Origin of the sequence: Burkholderia stagnalis (genome assembly GCF_039848545.1) — a bacterium.
Lineage (GTDB): Bacteria > Pseudomonadota > Gammaproteobacteria > Burkholderiales > Burkholderiaceae > Burkholderia > Burkholderia stagnalis.
The window spans coordinates 79,264-95,840 of record NZ_CP156685.1; the positions used below are offsets into that span (position 1 = coordinate 79,264).

Annotated in this window: 13 protein-coding genes and 1 tRNA gene; 3 read left to right on the plus strand and 11 right to left on the minus strand. The window is 63.0% G+C overall.

Annotated elements, in window-relative coordinates:
- Window positions 1-89 precede the first annotated feature (89 nt).
- The 3 genes from ABFO07_RS00370 to ABFO07_RS00380 all read right to left on the minus strand — a co-directional run bounded on the left by ABFO07_RS00370 (window position 90) and on the right by ABFO07_RS00380 (window position 8,274).
- Window positions 90-410: a hypothetical protein gene (locus tag ABFO07_RS00370; RefSeq protein ID WP_155628867.1), complete on the minus strand. Its 321-nt coding sequence runs from the start codon at window positions 408-410 to the stop codon at window positions 90-92.
- Entirely contained in the window at window positions 407-5,038 is a 4,632-nt protein-coding gene (locus ABFO07_RS00375) for an RHS repeat-associated core domain-containing protein (protein WP_347468020.1), read from the minus strand. Before ABFO07_RS00375 ends, ABFO07_RS00370 begins: the two co-directional genes overlap by 4 nt.
- A 62-nt stretch (window positions 5,039-5,100) precedes the next feature.
- Window positions 5,101-8,274: a type VI secretion system Vgr family protein gene (locus tag ABFO07_RS00380; protein WP_347468022.1), complete on the minus strand. Its 3,174-nt coding sequence runs from the start codon at window positions 8,272-8,274 to the stop codon at window positions 5,101-5,103.
- 347 nt (window positions 8,275-8,621) lie between these two features.
- Between ABFO07_RS00380 and ABFO07_RS00385 the strand changes: the two genes are divergently transcribed.
- Entirely contained in the window at window positions 8,622-9,422 is an 801-nt protein-coding gene (locus ABFO07_RS00385) for a transporter substrate-binding domain-containing protein (RefSeq protein WP_059803034.1), read from the plus strand.
- Window positions 9,423-9,651: 229 nt separating this feature from the next.
- On the opposite strand, the gene ABFO07_RS00390 is transcribed toward ABFO07_RS00385, so the two are convergent.
- Together ABFO07_RS00390 and ABFO07_RS00395 are read right to left on the minus strand one after the other, a co-directional pair.
- Entirely contained in the window at window positions 9,652-9,855 is a 204-nt protein-coding gene (locus ABFO07_RS00390; protein ID WP_059803036.1) for a hypothetical protein, read from the minus strand.
- Window positions 9,856-10,173: 318 nt separating this feature from the next.
- Window positions 10,174-10,434, minus strand: coding sequence for a hypothetical protein (locus ABFO07_RS00395; protein WP_059558433.1), 261 nt, complete (start codon window positions 10,432-10,434; stop codon window positions 10,174-10,176).
- A gap of 447 nt (window positions 10,435-10,881) precedes the next feature.
- Between ABFO07_RS00395 and ABFO07_RS00400 the strand changes: the two genes are divergently transcribed.
- Both ABFO07_RS00400 and ABFO07_RS00405 read left to right on the plus strand, forming a co-directional pair.
- Window positions 10,882-11,154 (plus strand): hypothetical protein, encoded by a 273-nt coding sequence (locus tag ABFO07_RS00400; RefSeq protein WP_063896683.1) that lies wholly within the window; start codon window positions 10,882-10,884, stop codon window positions 11,152-11,154.
- Between the two features lie 164 nt (window positions 11,155-11,318).
- Window positions 11,319-12,188, plus strand: a complete 870-nt coding sequence (locus ABFO07_RS00405; protein ID WP_269112982.1) for a sulfite exporter TauE/SafE family protein — start codon at window positions 11,319-11,321, stop codon at window positions 12,186-12,188.
- 46 nt (window positions 12,189-12,234) lie between these two features.
- On the opposite strand, the gene ABFO07_RS00410 is transcribed toward ABFO07_RS00405, so the two are convergent.
- The 6 genes from ABFO07_RS00410 to petA all read right to left on the minus strand — a co-directional run bounded on the left by ABFO07_RS00410 (window position 12,235) and on the right by petA (window position 16,412).
- Window positions 12,235-12,310 (minus strand) — tRNA-Thr (locus tag ABFO07_RS00410).
- Window positions 12,311-12,329: 19 nt separating this feature from the next.
- Complete coding sequence (locus ABFO07_RS00415) at window positions 12,330-12,854, minus strand: ClpXP protease specificity-enhancing factor (protein ID WP_060149841.1); 525 nt, start codon at window positions 12,852-12,854, stop codon at window positions 12,330-12,332.
- Window positions 12,855-12,914: 60 nt separating this feature from the next.
- Complete coding sequence (locus ABFO07_RS00420; protein ID WP_006400565.1) at window positions 12,915-13,526, minus strand: glutathione S-transferase N-terminal domain-containing protein; 612 nt, start codon at window positions 13,524-13,526, stop codon at window positions 12,915-12,917.
- 93 nt (window positions 13,527-13,619) lie between these two features.
- A complete protein-coding gene (locus tag ABFO07_RS00425) occupies window positions 13,620-14,378 on the minus strand; it encodes a cytochrome c1 (protein ID WP_059558414.1) in 759 nt (252 codons plus the stop codon).
- A 21-nt stretch (window positions 14,379-14,399) separates the two neighbouring features.
- On the minus strand, window positions 14,400-15,791 hold the full coding sequence (locus tag ABFO07_RS00430) for a cytochrome b (RefSeq protein ID WP_347468025.1): 1,392 nt from the start codon (window positions 15,789-15,791) through the stop codon (window positions 14,400-14,402).
- Window positions 15,792-16,412 carry a ubiquinol-cytochrome c reductase iron-sulfur subunit gene (gene petA / locus ABFO07_RS00435; protein ID WP_059558410.1) on the minus strand — a complete coding sequence of 207 codons (621 nt, stop codon included), beginning with the start codon at window positions 16,410-16,412 and terminating at the stop codon, window positions 15,792-15,794.
- Window positions 16,413-16,577 lie beyond the last annotated feature (165 nt).

A 16,577-nucleotide genomic window follows, 5' to 3' on the forward strand; every position in this document is an offset into this window, starting at 1 on the left:
CGGATCGCGACCGCCAAGCCTGTAGTTCCACCAGGCAAGTCGGCAACGTCATCGCTCACCTACTGCGGCGTGTCGATCAGGCATCTCCGTCAATCTTCGATCTCCCTAACCCACAACACATCTTCGTCTGCAAGATTGAACTTCTTTCTAATCACCTTCATTGCATCCGATGTCTTCAGGAGAGAATCGACATAAATAGAAATCCCGCGAATCGGAGCATTGATATACTCCAAAAGCTTTATTGGACCCAGATCAGAGTCGATCAAAAACCCACCAAAATACTCATCCAGATCATCGACCCCGTTCTCAAAATTCACTCCTGTCTTTTCATGAAATTCACGATGCCCGAACTTTATCAAACAAACCGGCTTGTCATTACCGCTAGGCCAAACGCAATCACTGCTCGTCATCTTTTCACCTTTCTAATTTTGCATTCAATAGCCGCCCATTCATCATCAACTCTAATTACGCCTGGCCGATCTCCAGACCATGTGGGCTGTCCTGGCACATGGCCAGCATCCGGCGGAACATCTGTCGTGAACTCATACCCTGCAACCCCCTCTGGAAGCGGGCCCTCGTACGCTTTAACTTTTGGATCAAGCCCCGCCATGTAATTCCTCGTTACCCGTCCACGCACCTGTTGAGAGCTCAGCACTTTATCGATTTCCGTCGGATCGATAGGCTTGCGGTGATACACCCTACCACCCTGATCAGTTTCACACGGACACTTACTAGCAGCCGATTGAATTCGACCCGATTGCGCCCCAACATTTTTCCCACCACCAAATCGAACCAATCCCAACGGATCGATCCACCCTACCGGATTCGGCGCGTATTGATGGGCATTGACACCACCATCCAATCCAATCGGATCACTGCTGACAAAGCGGCCCGTTCGCGGATCATAGTACCGATGCCGGTTGTAATGCAGCCCTGTCTCCTCATCAACCTGCTGCCCCTGGAACCTCAATGGATTCCTCGGCACGATCCCCGCCGCCTTCGACACCCGCGAGATCACGTCCCGCGCTTCGCCCCACGCCTTGTACGACGCCTCCCATACGATGTCACCATCGTCATCCGTCAACAACTGCGGCGTGCCGATCCGGTCGCAGTGGTAATGGAACAGCTTCGCGACCGCCCGACGCTCCGGCACCTTTTGCAGCGGATCGCCCTCCGGCACATACCGGTCGGTGCTCTTCCACACTGGTGTCGCGATTCCCTCCACCGGCTCCGTCACATATTGCGCGAGCGGTACGAACGTCCCCGGTTCGTAGATATAGTGAGTGCCGCGCTCGCCATCGCTCTCATAAGCGAGCGTATTGCCATCCCAACCGAACACCGTCCGCTCGCCGTTCACCTCCTTCGCGATCCGACGGCCGAACGCATCATAGAAATAGCGCGCCTGACTCTGTCGCGACGTCTCCGCCACGCGCGCGCCCAGCAGACGATTGAACTCGTCCCACTCGTATTCCTGCTCACCGGCCGGCGAACGCTTGCGGATCAGATTCCCGCGTGCGTCATACTCGAAATGCATCCCCGTGTACGCCTTCAGCAGGTTGCCAAGTACCTTCGGCACCTCCACCGGCAGCGTGTTCTCCGGTCTCACCGGGCTGGGGCGCGACGCCGGCGCGGCTTGCTGCTGCACCGGATCGATGATGTTGCTCGCCGGATCGAATGCAAATCGCTCCTTCGCAACCGGACTAATCGCCTCGATCAGCCGCCCGATCGGATCATATCGATAGTCGGTTCCGCCCTGACGGCTATCCTCGATACGCGTCAGTTGCCCGACCGCATCGTAGCGATACCGCCGCTCCGCCAATGGCGCCGGCGACGTCGTCCGCTGAACGGTCTGCTGCAACACACGGCCGGCCGGGTCATACATCGTGCGTTGACCGACCTTGCTCGACAGTATCCGCGCCGTCTCCCGATGCAGGTCGTCGCGTTCGATCTGAACACGCTCTTCGCCATCAAGCAGCATCCCGTGCACGTGACCGGAACCGTACATCAGCCAGTCGATCGCATGACCGTCTGGCCGGACTGTCCGCCGCCGATTGCCAAGTTCATCGTATTCGTGATGCCAAACGTAACTGCGCGACTCGCCGAATACACTATAGGCATGATGTTCGCGCACGAGATTGCCGACCGGATCGAAGAAAAATTGAACACGGCTATACCGGTTCGCGGCCTCGATCAACCGACCGCTTGGATCGTACGCGAAACGCTCTTCGCTCTCCCCTGCCGCACGCTTCATCAAGCGGCCTCTCGCGTCGACCTCCGTCGACGTCACGCTGCCTGCTTCGTTCACTGCGAGAAGGCTGCCGCTTTCCGAGTCGTACTCGTAGCGTGTTGACTTCCCGTCGAAACCGACTTCCTCGATCAACCGCCCCGCCGGATCGTAGTGAAACTGATACGTCGCGAAATTGGCATCCGTCAACGCGGTCAACCGGCCGAGGCGGTCATAACGATATGCAAGCGTTTGACCAAGCGCATCCGCGCGGCTCGCGATCCGGCCGACTGCGTCATAGCTGTATCGCGTCGACCTGTCGAGCTGGTCGGTATGCCGCAGCAACCGGCCTTCGGCATCGTAATTCACATGTTCAACGCCTGCCGGGGAACGAACTTCGGCGAGTTGTCCGTTCGCGCCGTAGCGATAAGCGATTACCCCGCCCGCAGCATCCTTCGCCTCGATCACTCGACCGATGTCGTCGTATTGCCACGCAACCTTCTTGCCGGAGCAATCCGTATAGCTCGCCAGTTGCCCGGCATCGTTGTATTCGATAGCCTTCGAGCCACCCTTCGCATCGGTGATCTGCGTCGGCAGCCCTTTATCGTTGTAGTTGTACTTCGTCGCATGTTCGAGCGGGTCGAGCGCCTCGACGAGGTTGCCCGCATCGTCGTACTTGCGCTGCCACACATGGCCATTCGGGTCGATCATCCGGACCATCTGGTCCTTGTCGTCGTAGGCAATCTCGACGATACCGCCATCCGGCCGCTCGTGGCGCGTGAGGTTGCCGCGCGCGTCGTAGCTCATCCGCTCGACGTTGCCGTTCGGCAGAATGTGCAGCACGAGGTTGTGATGCTCGTCGCGCCGGAACCATTCCTCGTTACCGTCCGGATAAACAATCCGGTACATGTAGCCGTGAATGTTGTAGTAGTACCGCGTCATCTGCCCAAGTGCATCAGTCACGTAGGTCAGGCGGATGTTCGGATTCCATGCAAGGCGGATGTCGAGGCTGCCATCATCCGCGTATTCACGTACGCACTTCGCGTTCGCGTTGTCGTCAGCGTTTGCGCCTTCCCATTCGAGCGTCATCCCACGGCCGGTACGGTCCGTATAGCGTGTGACAAGGTGCCGATAGTATTGATAGGTCCGCGCGTTGCCATAACGGTCCACCGCACGCACGAGATCGCCGTCGGCATCGTATTCGTAGCGCGCGAGCGTGCGACGCTCGCCGCCTTCGAGTACCTGTTCGATCTGCACAATCCGGCCGCGCTTGTCATGTTCGAAGGCGAGCACGTTACCGCTCGCATCGATCACTCGTGCAAGGCGATCAAGCGCATCGTAGTCGAGCGTAATCGTGTTGCCGGCGCGGTCCTTCTGCATCGCGAGGCGGAACGCATCACCGTGACGCTCATACACGCGCAGTACGGCGTGACCATAGGCAACCGTCACCCATGTATCGTCAAGACGCGACAATGTCCGATTCTCTGACAGATCATCGTGCACATCTCCAGCCACAAGCGCGCGATATTCGACGCTGCGCCCTTCGGTGTCGTGATACATCCATTGGCCATTCTTGACGTCGATCCGGGTCGTGTAAGGCGTAATCCATCGTGCGCCAAGTTCCCCATTGTCGTAGGAGGACAATCTCGACCGATACGTCCGCTCCCAAACTAGCGGCAACGCTCCTGGAAGCTCAAAGTCGATATGAGAGAATCGCTCGTCACCGAACGCGAAATCGATAGATCCGATCGAACGTCCGATCGGGCAACCCTTGACGTCGCTTGCACCCGCCCCCTCCACCGGTGCCTGCCCGTTGGTCGTATCCAGCCCTTCCTGCCCGCGCGTCTTCTGCGCCTTGCCCGTTCCCCCCTGCTTGACCGCCGCATTCTGCTCACGCAGCTTCCCCCGCGCCCTGGCCCGCCCCACAGCCTCGATCAGCTGCATCACGAGCCACATCATCTTGCCTTCCTCGCTACCTGCCAGCGAACGAATCGACTTCGCGACCTTCGGCGCTTCCGTCCTCAGAAACGCCACCGTGCCGCGAAACGGCTCGAGCCACACATCCGGCGCGAGCTTCGCGGCGGCGCCGGTCACCTTGTTCCCGACGGTCTTGCCGAGCGCCTTGTACCCCTCCCACGCGAACGCGATCCCGTCGCCCACCCGGCTGGTGCTGTACCACGGGCGCTTGTCGCCCATCTTCTTCGCGAGCTGTTCCGCGCGCTTCAGGTTGCCGCTGTTGTCGAAGAGCTGGCCGTGCAGCGCCTTGTCCATGCCCGTCGCGAGCGCGACCATCAGCTCTTCCGCCTTCGACGCGCACCCGTTGAGCAGCTCGACGAGCCCGGCCTTCAGCTTGTTCAGGAAATCCTCGATCTCGGTCGCACAGGTCGCATTGATATGCGTGACGAGCACCGAAATGATCGCCGCGCCGAGATTGCTGCGCGTGATCAGCAACTGGTTGCGCACGAGCGCGAGCAGCGGGCGCGCCGACATCCGGAACGGCGCGAGCGTCGGCGGCAGCGGAATGATGCCGATCAGGTTGATCGCGAGGCTCATGTAGTCGAGCACCTGGCCGCCGCGCTTCTGGATGATCTCGGCGATGTCGCCGAGCGCGTCGATCGCCGCCATGATGTTGCCGACGATCGGCACCGCGCCGGCAACGGTCTTCACGTCCTCGAACGTGATGTGATTGCCGCTGATCTTGCGCAGCCACGCGTCGAAGCGATTGCCGCCCTGCGCGACGTCCTTCGGCGAGATATCGCTGAGCCAGGTAACGGCCTGTTCCTTCTCGGCGCCCGGTGGGAGTTGTTGAGCCATGTTCTTCTATCGAATCGCGATTCGTTGTATTCGTTGTTCTCGACGGCTGCTGCGCCGCCCTCTCAGGATTTCAGCGGTCCGCCGAACCCGCTCGTCGGCAGCTTCATGCCGCCCGCTGCGGACGCCACCGACGTGCCACCCTTGCCGGCAATCCCGGCAACGTCAGGCAACGCCCCCTTCAACGCCCCCGTCGCGGCATTCGCCGCCGGCGCGGCCAGCGCCGCGAGCCCGCCCTGACGCGCCGCCTGCACCATCCCGGCCACCTGCTTCGCGGCGCCGCTCAGGCTCGAGGCCGTCTGCACCGCGGACGCGAGGCCCGCCCCGCCCAGCGCTGTCGCCGCGGCCGGCAGCGCAGCACTCGCGAGCCCGCCCAACGCAGCGCCTGCACCGCCACCGCTCACGAGCCCCATGGCCGCGGTTGCCGCGGCAGGCGCCATCCCCTGCAGCTGGCTGGCGAGCTGCCCCGTCGCCGCAGCCTGCGCGGCGTCGGGCGACGGCGCGACAGCCTCGGCCGGCCACTTCGCCTCCTTGAAGTAGTTCGCCGGCTGATCCGATTCGCGCGGGTCCTGGCCGAACTCCACGCGCACCGCCCCCGGCGGCAAGCCGCTTACGATCGTGCGGCCGCTGTCGTCGAGCGCGCCCTTCTTCAGCACGCCGCCGTTCACGTCCCTCACCGTGAACAGCCCGCCCTTCACCGCCTCGCCGTTCACGTACTGGTGCAGCAGCTCCAGCTGCCCCGGCTGATCCGGCCTCGGGCTCGGCAGCGGATACCCCTTGCTCGCCGGCCCGCTGAACGTATGCGACGCGCCCTTCACGTCGATGGCGCCCGGCGCGTGGATCTCGATGTTGCCGCCGGCGATGCGGATATAACCGCCGCCGCTCGTCAGCAGGATCCCCTGATCGGCCGCGATCTCGATCCGATCCGTCGCCGACAGCACCTTGACCGTCTTCTGCGCGGTCACCTCGACGTTGTCCGACTGCGCCTGGATCTCGACCTTGCCCTTGCCCGCGAACAGCTTGATCCCCGCGTTCTGCACGAACAGGCTCAGCTTCTGCCCGATGCTCGCCAGCAGCGACTTGCCGGCCGCAACATGCACGCTCTGCCCGCTCGCAACGTTCACATGATCGTTCGCGACCACGTGCACCGACTGCTGCGTCGACATCCCGATCCCGGACGGGCTGCCGAACAGCATCACCGGTTCCTTGAACGCGTTCGCGCTGCCCGTGCCGCCGCCCGCCGTGCGGCCGCCCGATGCGCTGCCTGATGCGCTGTCCTGCGTCGCATCGGTGAACGCGCGCATCGTGTCGTGCGCGTCCTTCAGGCTTTCCGCCTGGTGCTGTTCGCTCACGCCCGACAGCGACTCGACGAGGCTCTCGGCATTCACGAGCTGCTGCTGCGTTTCCTTCACGTCGAGCGGCTGGCTGTTCGGCGCCTTCGGGTGCGTGGTCACGTACAGGCCCTGGCTCGCGCGCACCGCACCGTATGCATCCGAGCGCAGGTCGAACCCGCTGCCGAGATACGACCCGCGCGAATTGCCGTTCTGGTCGATCAGGTAGCCGAGATGCAGCAGGCTGTTCGCGCTGCTGCTCATCAGCTGCACGCGGTTCTGGCCGGTCGCATCGTCCATCACGAGCTGGTTGTAGCCGCCGCCCGAATATTCCTTCGAGCGGTAGCCGGACAGAATCCCGTCGCTATGCCATTGCGGCTTGGTCGCGCCGTTGTACACGCGGCCGACGGCCAGCGGCCGGTCGCAATCGCCGCCGACGTAGTCGATCAGCACTTCCTCGCCGATGCGCGGCATGTGCACGCCGCCGTAGCCGCCGCCGGAATCCGACTGCACGACGCGCACCCAGCACGACGCGTTCTCGTCGCCCGGGTTCACACGATCCCAGACGAACTGCACGCGGATGCGGTTCAGCTCGTCGGTGTAGACCTCCTCGCCCTGCGGCCCGACGACGATCGCCGTCTCGAGATGCATCTCCGGCTTGCGATGTTCGAACGGGCTGCGATACGGCACGCTCGCGCGCTGCGCCTCGACCTCGACGAGATAGAAGCCCACCGAACCGTCCCCATGCGGCACGCGAAACGCCGGATCGGCCGCATGGCCGGCCTGCGCCTGCGCGAGCGCATCGCGCAGGCTGTGCGGGAAGGCCACGCCGTCGCTCGACACCGGCAGGTTGTTCTCGATCCACCATGCCACTTCGATCGTCGCGAACTCGCGCTGGTCGGCCGGGTCGCGATCGTGCTCGGGATGGTCCGACAGCGTGAAGCGCCGCCCCGCGTCGATACCGCGCACGCCGCCCGCGGCGTGGAAGCGCTTCGCCTGCGACTCCCATTCCTCCATCCGCACCTTCGTCAGATGGTCGCCGCGCGACTGGTCGAGATAGGTGTACGCGCCGGTGTACTCGTAGACCTCGAGCTGGTCGGGCAGCTCACCCTGCGTGCCCATCGTCGGCAGCGTCGTGCCCTTCGGGTTCGACGGCGCAGACGGGTTCTTGTAGTCGAACGTACGCGTCGTGCGCGTGACGCTCTGCAGCGTGCGGGTGCCCGTCCATTGCGTGAACGCATCCGCCTCGCTCGCGGTGCCCGCGCGATAGAAGCGCACCGTCTCCGGCGACAACGGCGCGAACGCCTGCAGGTTGTCGGTGATCACGAGCGTATGCGACTTGCCGTCGTCGGCCTGCTGCCATCCGCAGTAGAGGCCCTCGTCCTCCATCAGGCGGTGCACGAAATGCCAGTCGGTGTCGTGCTGCCGCGTGTACGAGCGGCTCGGCAGCGGCTGCGACAGCGCGAAGCGGAAGTGGCCCTGCGCCTGCGGATGGCGGTTCAGCACGTCGGTGATGATCTGGTCGACGGTCGTGTCGTTCCAGATCCGCTGATCGCGGCGGAATTTCAGGAAATGGGTGAAATCGGCGAACGCGAGCTGGTAGGTCGTGAGCCCGCCGTCGGCGCCCAGCCGCCGCGCGGTATGCACGTAACCGTGCCGCGGCCGGTAGCTGCGATCGGCCTGCTGGATCCACAACGTCACCGGCTGCGCGATCAGCTTCTTCAGTTCCAGATCGCCGTCCGCCGCCAGCACGTCCAGCGTGAATTCGTAGGACCGCCCGATCCGCGCGCGGCCGACGGCGCGCTGCACCGTCAGCGTGTCGGCGCCCAGCGGCGTGTCGAGCTTCAGCAGGCGGTCCTGCTGAAGCAAGCCGCCTCGCAGCGCGGCAATCACGTTCTGCATGTTCATCGCATCAGCCTTTTTTCTTTTAAAGCACCCTCGGATGGCGCATCGTCAATTTGACGCTCGCGCGATTTTACCGACAAATTGAGACTGTAATCAGACAAATGACCTGATTTAAAGGAACCGGTTTGAATCACGATCGCGAGCCCGGAGGGCAGTAAATCGGTCGATCGGCCGTCCGGCAAAGCCCGGCCGGCGATGGCCGCCGCTGCGGCGCAGCATGCCCGTCGGCGCCAGCGCGGCGATTGCAATCAGGGCCAATTCGGCTATCGGTCGCGCCGGGTTGCGAGTAGTGTCTATTTGCCGCGCATTCCGGCTGCCGGGTTCTTAAAACACCCTATTGGAGATATGTGATGAAACCGTCGAGATTCCTGCTTTCGGGCCTGCTGCTCGCATCGGCCCTGGGCTTCAACGCCGTGGCCGCCCACGCAGAGGACCTGCTGGATTCGGTGAAAAAGGCCGGTGTGCTCAGGGTCGGCCTCGAGGGCACGTATCCGCCGTTCAACTCGCGCGGCACGTCGGGGCAGCTCGAAGGGTTCGACGTCGACATCGCGAATGCCGTCGCGGGCAAGCTCGGCGTGAAGACGCAGTTCATCCCGACCGAGTGGAGCGGCATCATCGCGGGCCTGCAGGCCGGCAAGTTCGACGTGATCGTCAACCAGGTCACGATCACGCCGCAGCGCAAGGAAGCGCTCGACTTCAGCCAGCCGTACACGTATTCCGCCGCGCAGCTGATCCAGCGCAAGGACGACAAGCGCGACTTCAAGTCGCTCGACGATTTCAAGGGCAAGAAGCTCGGCGTGACGCTCGGCACCAACTACGACCAGATGGCGCGAACCGTGCCGGGCATCGAGGTGCAGACGTATCCGGGCGCGCCCGAGAAGCTGCGCGACCTGGCGGCCGGCCGGATCGAAGCGACGCTCGACGATCGGCTGATGCTGCCGTACATGATCAAGACGTCGAACCTGCCGCTGCGCGCGGGCGCAGTGCTGAACGGCGGCAAGCAGGAGATGGCGATCCCGTTCCGCAAGGGCAATCCGAAGTTCGAGAAGGCGATCAACGACGCGCTGACGTCGCTGAAGCAGGATGGCACGCTGAAGAAGATCTCGATGCACTGGTTCGGCAGCGACGTGACGGTGCCGCTCGCGCAGTAATCGATTACATCGTTTCGCGCGTCGGGCCGTTCGCGTGGACGGGTGACGCGCATTGCGGGACATCGGCCTTTCGGTCGATGTCCGCTTCATCGTTCGGAACGCGAATCGTTCGGTTGCCCGATCGAGCGCCTGGCACGACAAGCGCCGGCATCATGACCGGTCCGGCATTGCCGGCTGCTGTGCGCTTCGCCGGATCTCGCGCCGCCCTTCCGATCCACGCCCTTGCCGCTTACGCGGCTTCGCCGAAGCGTGCGAGCAATGCCTGCCCGATCGACGTCAGCGCCGGCCGCGCGGCGACCGGGTTCGCACGAGCCTGCGTATCGTCGACGAGATGCTTTTCGACGAGCACGGTGTAGGCCGGGTTCGACAGATCGACGCTGTCCGGCGCGCGCGCAATGCGCAGCAGCATCGAGAATTCATGCGGACTCAACATGGTCCTTGTCTCCCTGTCTCGGGCGGTCCGATGCGAACCGCCTTCGATCATTTTCTGGAATGAAACTGCGCGGGCGCACGCCCCGATGCGGATGGGTTCGCATCGAAACCGTACGGCCGGGCGCGTCGTCACGGACAGCGCGTGAGCGGAACCGTCGCGATCCCGCAGGGCGAGAAGATGCGCCACGGCGAAGCGGCCGCCGCGACGAGAACGTCAAACCATATTGGGTGATCGTGACGTCGACATGACATCAAAAAAGGGGCGCGCGAACGCCCGCGTCGCGCCTCGCGCGGCGCAAGTCGTGATGCGGGTCGACGCTCAGCGTGTTCGGTCGTCGCCGTCGGCATCGTCCTGTTCGAGGATCTCGAACACGCGCGCGGCCTTGCCGTGCAATTCGCGCTCCAGCCTGCCTTCGAGGCGGTCGTCGGCGCGCAACCACGTGTACGCATCCAGCACTTCGGAGCTGGTCGGGCCGACGTCGAGGATCTGTGCGATCAGTTCGTCCTCGACCGGACCGACGATCGCGCGGATCTCGCTTGCCGTTGCATGGGCGCTTTCGGAATGGTGCGTGACTGGCATGATGACGCCCCCATAAAAGACGCGCGCGGTGGGCCGGAGGTCGACGCCCGAACGGTTGCGGGCGACGCAGGTGATCGGCCGGCCGCGCTCACGCGGCGGCCGGAGCCGAGGGCTCGCCGCCGTTGCACGACACCTCGTCAGGATACGCTCTTGCGACGCAAACGGCCCCTGCTCATCGCGCTGCCATCAAGGGGATAGGCCGTTTGGCCAATTGGTCATCTCAATATGCGAGGCGATCTATATTGGCTGGCACGCGAGAAGTTTTCTGGTGCAAGAAGGATTGTCAGCATTCGTGTCGGAAACGGATGCCGGAACATATCCGCGAGCCGATCGCCAGGAACGGGATTGCAGAGGGAAGGAAAGACATGCAGTAAGCGAAGCGCGGGCCGCGCGTGCTGCAACACGTTCGGCCCGCTGACCACCACCAGCTCAACCAAGGAGTTGATCATGGCTAACGCCGATCATAAGGCACGTTCGAAGCGACAAGAACGGAAGAGCACCCTTCGGTTGCCGCTCCGAAACTCTCCCGACCCGTCCATGACGACGGACCGGCCCTGCATCCCGTGGATGGCCGTCATCGACGAGTACATGCAGCTGTTCGGATTCGAACCCGGCGGGCATGTCTATCTCTCCATCAACTTCGACACGCGGAAGATTTCCATCACGCCGGATTATGGAGACATGCAGAGGGTGAAGGCCGGACGGGGAGCGGAATGCTGACGGTTTGATTCACCGCCAATTTCTTGAGCTTAGCAAAGTCCGGAAGCCGTACTTTTCAGCCCCTTGCCATGCCTTATCCGGCATACATCGAGGAGACAATTGAAAACGTTGTCCGGTGAGGCATCCCCGCGGCGTTACTGTGCGCTGCCCCGTCACTTTCGCCCATATTCGGCGCGACTTCGCATTCGACGAGAAGAGGAAAGTTCATGAGACAAAGCGGATCGGCCGCATTTGGGGGCGGCGCCGTCATTGGCGCATTGGGCGGGCTGATCGGGCTGGGCGGCGCGGAATTCAGGCTGCCGATGCTGATCGGCGTGTTTCGCTTCGTCGCACTGGAGGCGGTGATCTTGAACAAGGCCATGAGCCTGGTCGTCGTTGCGGCGGCGCTCGTCTTCCGCACGAAAGTGATACCGCTGACATTGGTTGCCGAACACTGGGCGATCGTCGTGAACCTGCTCGCGGGCAGTTTGATCGGTGCATGGATCGGTGCGAGCTGGGCGACGCGACTTCGCTCCGAAACGCTCTACAAGGTCATTGCCGTCTTGCTCGTCGTCATTGCCGCAGGACTTGTCTTCGGCCACAACCGCGCCGGGATGGGCCACCCGTTACTGACTGGCGTTGCTCAAGCAATCGCTGGTGTCGTCGCCGGATTCGTCATAGGTGTTGTCGCGTCGTTGATGGGTGTCGCCGGCGGCGAATTGCTCATTCCCACACTCGTCCTGCTCTTTGGCGCCGACATCAAGCTCGCAGGCAGCCTGTCGCTCGCCGTCAGCCTGCCGACCATGCTCGTAGGCTTTACGCGCTACAGCCAGGATAAAAGCTTCAAAATCCTCAAACACCAACGTGCGTTTGTGACTGCGATGGCACTCGGCTCTATCGTGGGAGCCTTCATCGGCGGGCGGCTACTGGGAGTGATGCCGAGTGCGGTGTTGCTTCCGCTTTTGGCGCTGATTCTCGTTGTTTCCGCATGGAAAGTCTGGCGTCACGCGCAGGAAGCAAGCATTGCCGCTTCCGCCGAGAACAAGCGGGAATGAAAACGCGAAGGGGCTACGCAAACATCGCGTAACCCCTTGCTGGATATGGTGCCGGCTGCAGGACTCGAACCCGCCACCTGATGATTACAAATCAACTGCTCTACCAGATGAGCTAAGCCGGCGTAAGCGCGAGATTCTACCTCATTTCACGATCTTGAGGCGAGGTCTTCCGCCCTTCGATCCGTCGCCGTCGGACGTCGGCGGCTCGTTCGCGCCTTCCGACGGTTCCTCGTTCGCGCCGCTGTCGGCCACGGGCGCGAGCCCCGGAGCCGCCGCCCCGCGCTCGTCGCCACGCGCATCATCCGCCGGCACGTCATCCGCGAACTCGCCGGAATCCTGCCCGTCCTCCGCGACCGCGTCGACCTGGAACGCCATGCCCTGGCCGTTCTCGCGCGCATAGATCGCGAGCACGTTGGCCACCGGAATCTCGATCTTGTGCGCCTTGCCGGAGAACCGCGCGGTGAACTCGATCCACTCGTTGCCCATCTGCAGCTGGCTCGTCGCCTCGAAGCTGATGTTGAGCACGATCTCGCCTTCGCGCACGAACTGACGCGGCACGCGCGTCGAATTGTCGACCCTCACCGCGATGTGCGGCGTGTAGCCGTTATCGGTGCACCATTCGTACAGCGCGCGCAGCAGATACGGCTTCGTTGAAATCTCTTGCATCACAATCCTCGAACCGGGGCGGGGCACGCGGCCCTCCGCGCATCCCGCCCCGTCATGCCATTAACGACGCATGACCTTTTCGGACGGCGTCAGTGCTTCAATATACGCCGGGCGGCTGAAAATCCGTTCCGCGTACTTCATCAGCGGCGCCGCGTTCTTCGACAGCTCGATGCCGTAGTGATCCAGGCGCCACAGCAGCGGCGCGATCGCGACGTCGAGCATCGAGAACTCCTCGCCGAGCATGTACTTGTTCTTCACGAAGATCGGCGCGAGCTGCGTCAGGCGATCGCGGATCGCGAGGCGTGCCTTCTCGTGGTTCTTCTCGGCCGCCTTGCCCTTCTCGTTCTCGAGCGTGCTCACGTGCACGAACAGTTCCTTCTCGAAGTTCAGCAGGAACAGGCGCGCGCGTGCGCGCTGCACCGGGTCGGCCGGCATCAGCTGCGGATGCGGGAAGCGCTCGTCGATGTACTCGTTGATGATGTTCGATTCGTACAGGATCAAGTCGCGCTCGACGAGGATCGGCACCTGGCCATACGGGTTCATCACCGAAATGTCTTCCGGCTTGTTGAACAGGTCGACGTCGCGAATCTCGAAGTCCATGCCCTTCTCGAACAGCACCAGCCGGCAACGCTGGGAGAACGGGCAGGTTGTGCCGGAATACAGAACCATCATATTTGCATTTCCTCAAAAAAGCCGAGGGCCAGCGCGCGGAAGAACCCGCCTCCGGGTTCCGCCTTGCGCCGGCCCCACGCCGGTCAGGCGTGATTACTTGATATCTTTCCAGTACGCGGCATTGAGCCGCCAGGCCAGGAAAGTCAGGACGCCGAGAAATACCAGCACCCAGACGCCAAGGCGTTTGCGGGTCTGCTGGGCCGGCTCGGACATCCAGGTCATGTACGCCACCAGGTCGGCCACGGCAGAATCATAATCCACCGGCGACAGCGTCCCGGGGCTCACCTGCTGGAAGCCGACGAGCGCGTGCACCTTCTCGCCCGTCTCCTCGTCCGTCTTTTCTTCGAATTTCGCGGTGCGCTGCCCCTGCAACTGCCAGAGCACATGGGGCATGCCGACGTTCTCGAACACCGCGTTGTTCCAGCCGGTCGGCCGCGTATCGTCGCGGTAGAAGCTCCGCAGATACGTATACAGCCAGTCGCGGCTGCGTGCGCGCGCCTCGACGGACAGATCGGGCGGCGGGGCGCCGAGCCAGTTCTGCGCGTCGTCGGGCCGCATCGCGACGGACATCGTGTTGCCGACCTTGTCGGTCGTGAACAGGAGATTCTTCTCGATCTCCTTCTGGGAAATCCCCAGATCCGTCAGACGGTTGTAGCGCATCAGGTTCGCGCTGTGGCAGTTCAAGCAATAGTTTACAAACAATTGCGCGCCATGCTGAAGCGAAACGAGATTTTCCGTGTTATCGGGCGCCCGGTCGAGCGGAAAATTACCCTCCGAGGCGGATACCGGCGCCGCGAACAGCGCACATGCGGTCGCCCCGATCAGCGCAAGCGTCGAAAGCAGTTTCTTCATGTCGTTCTCTCCTCGCTCACGTTAATGGGGCTTGAAGCGCACCCGCTCCGGCGGCTGCTTGAACGTGCCAAGCGGCGTCCAGAACGGCATGCCGAGGAAGAACGCGAAATAGATCAGCGCGCACACCTGCGCGATCACCGTGCCGACCGGCGATGGCGGCCGCGTGCCGAGGAACGCGAGGGTCAGGAACGCTGCGACGAAGATCCCGAGGAACACCTTGTGGAACAGCGGGCGATAGCGGATCGACTTCACCGGGCTGCGGTCGAGCCACGGCAGGAAGAACAGCGACACCACCGCCGAGCCCATCACGACGACACCCCAGAACTTCGATTCCGTCAGGTACATGAACACGACGACCGCCACCGAGAGCACCGGCAGGCCGACCTTCCACTTGCCGCGCGCACGCACCAGCGCGAGCACGCCGAGCAGCGCGATCACGATCATCAGCACGATCTTGAACGGGTCGGTGGTCGCGCGCAGCATCGCGTAGAACGCGGTGAAGTACCACACCGGCGCGATTTCCGGCGGCGTCTGCAGCGGGTTCGCCGGGACGAAGTTGTTCGCCTCGAGGAAGTAGCCGCCCATTTCCGGCGAGAAGAACACGATCAGCGCGAACACCATCAGGAACACGCACACGCCGAGGAAGTCGTGCACCGAGTAGTACGGGTGGAACGGGATGCCGTCGAGCGGGATGCCGTTCTCGTCCTTCTTTTTCTTGATCTCGATGCCGTCCGGGTTGTTCGACCCCACTTCGTGCAGCGCGACGAGGTGCGCGATCACGAGGCCGATCAGCACGAGCGGGATCGCGATCACGTGGAACGCGAAGAAGCGGTTCAGCGTGACGTCGGACACGACGTAGTCGCCGCGGATCCACAGCGACAGGTCCGGGCCGATGAACGGGATCGCCGAGAACAGGTTCACGATCACCTGCGCGCCCCAGAACGACATCTGGCCCCACGGCAGCAGGTAGCCGAAGAATGCCTCGGCCATCAGGCACAGGAAGATCGCGCAGCCGAAGATCCACACGAGCTCGCGCGGCTTGCGGTACGACCCGTACATCAGCCCGCGGAACATGTGCAGGTAGACGACCACGAAGAACATCGACGCGCCCGTCGAGTGCATGTAGCGGATCAGCCAGCCCCACGGCACTTCGCGCATGATGTACTCGACCGACGCGAACGCGAGCGTCGCGTCGGGCTTGTAGTTCATCGTCAGGAAGATGCCGGTGACGATCTGGTTGACCAGCACGAGCATCGCGAGCGAGCCGAAGAAGTACCAGAAGTTGAAGTTCTTCGGTGCGTAGTACTCGGTCACGTGCTTCTTGAGCATGACCGTCCACGGAAAGCGCGCGTCGATCCAGCCGACGAGGCCGGACGACTCGGTCGTGACTTCGTTGTGTTCCGTCGTCGCCATTTACGCTTCTCCTTTCTCGTCCCTGCCGATCACGAGCGTGGTCGCCGACGTGAACATGTAGGGCGGGATGTCGAGGTTCTGCGGCGCCGGCTTGTTCTTGAACACGCGACCGGCGAGGTCGTAGGTCGAACCGTGGCACGGGCACAGGAAGCCGCCCGGCCAGTCATCCGGCAGGTTCGGCTGCGGACCTGGCACGAAACGTTGGGAAGGCGTGCAGCCGAGGTGCGTGCACACGGCCATCACGACGAGGATGTTCTTGCGGTCGGCCCGCGCGCGATATTCGTTCGCGCAATACGCGGGCAGCGGCATCGAATACGGGGATTTGCTGGTCGGATCGGCGACTTCCTTGTCGGCCTTGACCACGTCGGCCAGCATCGCGTCGGTGCGGTTCAGCACCCACACGGGCTTGCCGCGCCACGGCACGGTGATCATCTCGCCGGGCTTCAGTGCGCCGATGTCGACCTCGACCGGCGCGCCGGCCGCCTTGGCTTTCGCGGACGGCGCCAGCGACGCCGCGAAAGGTACGACGGTGGCAACGCCTCCCACGCCACCTGCTACGGATGTCGCAATCAGCCAGGTACGGCGGCCGCTGTCGACGCGTTTGTCTTCCTTGTCTCGCATCACACGCCCCACTTCTGAGTTGGATTTTCCGTCACGACTTTCCATTCCGCCGCTAGTTTGCTCGAATGGAGTCGCCATTTACAAGGCCCGGAGAAGAAAATCCCTTCGAAGTGTTTGATAGTTAAGGGTTTTCCCCCACCATCAAAGTGAACGGCCCGGCACATT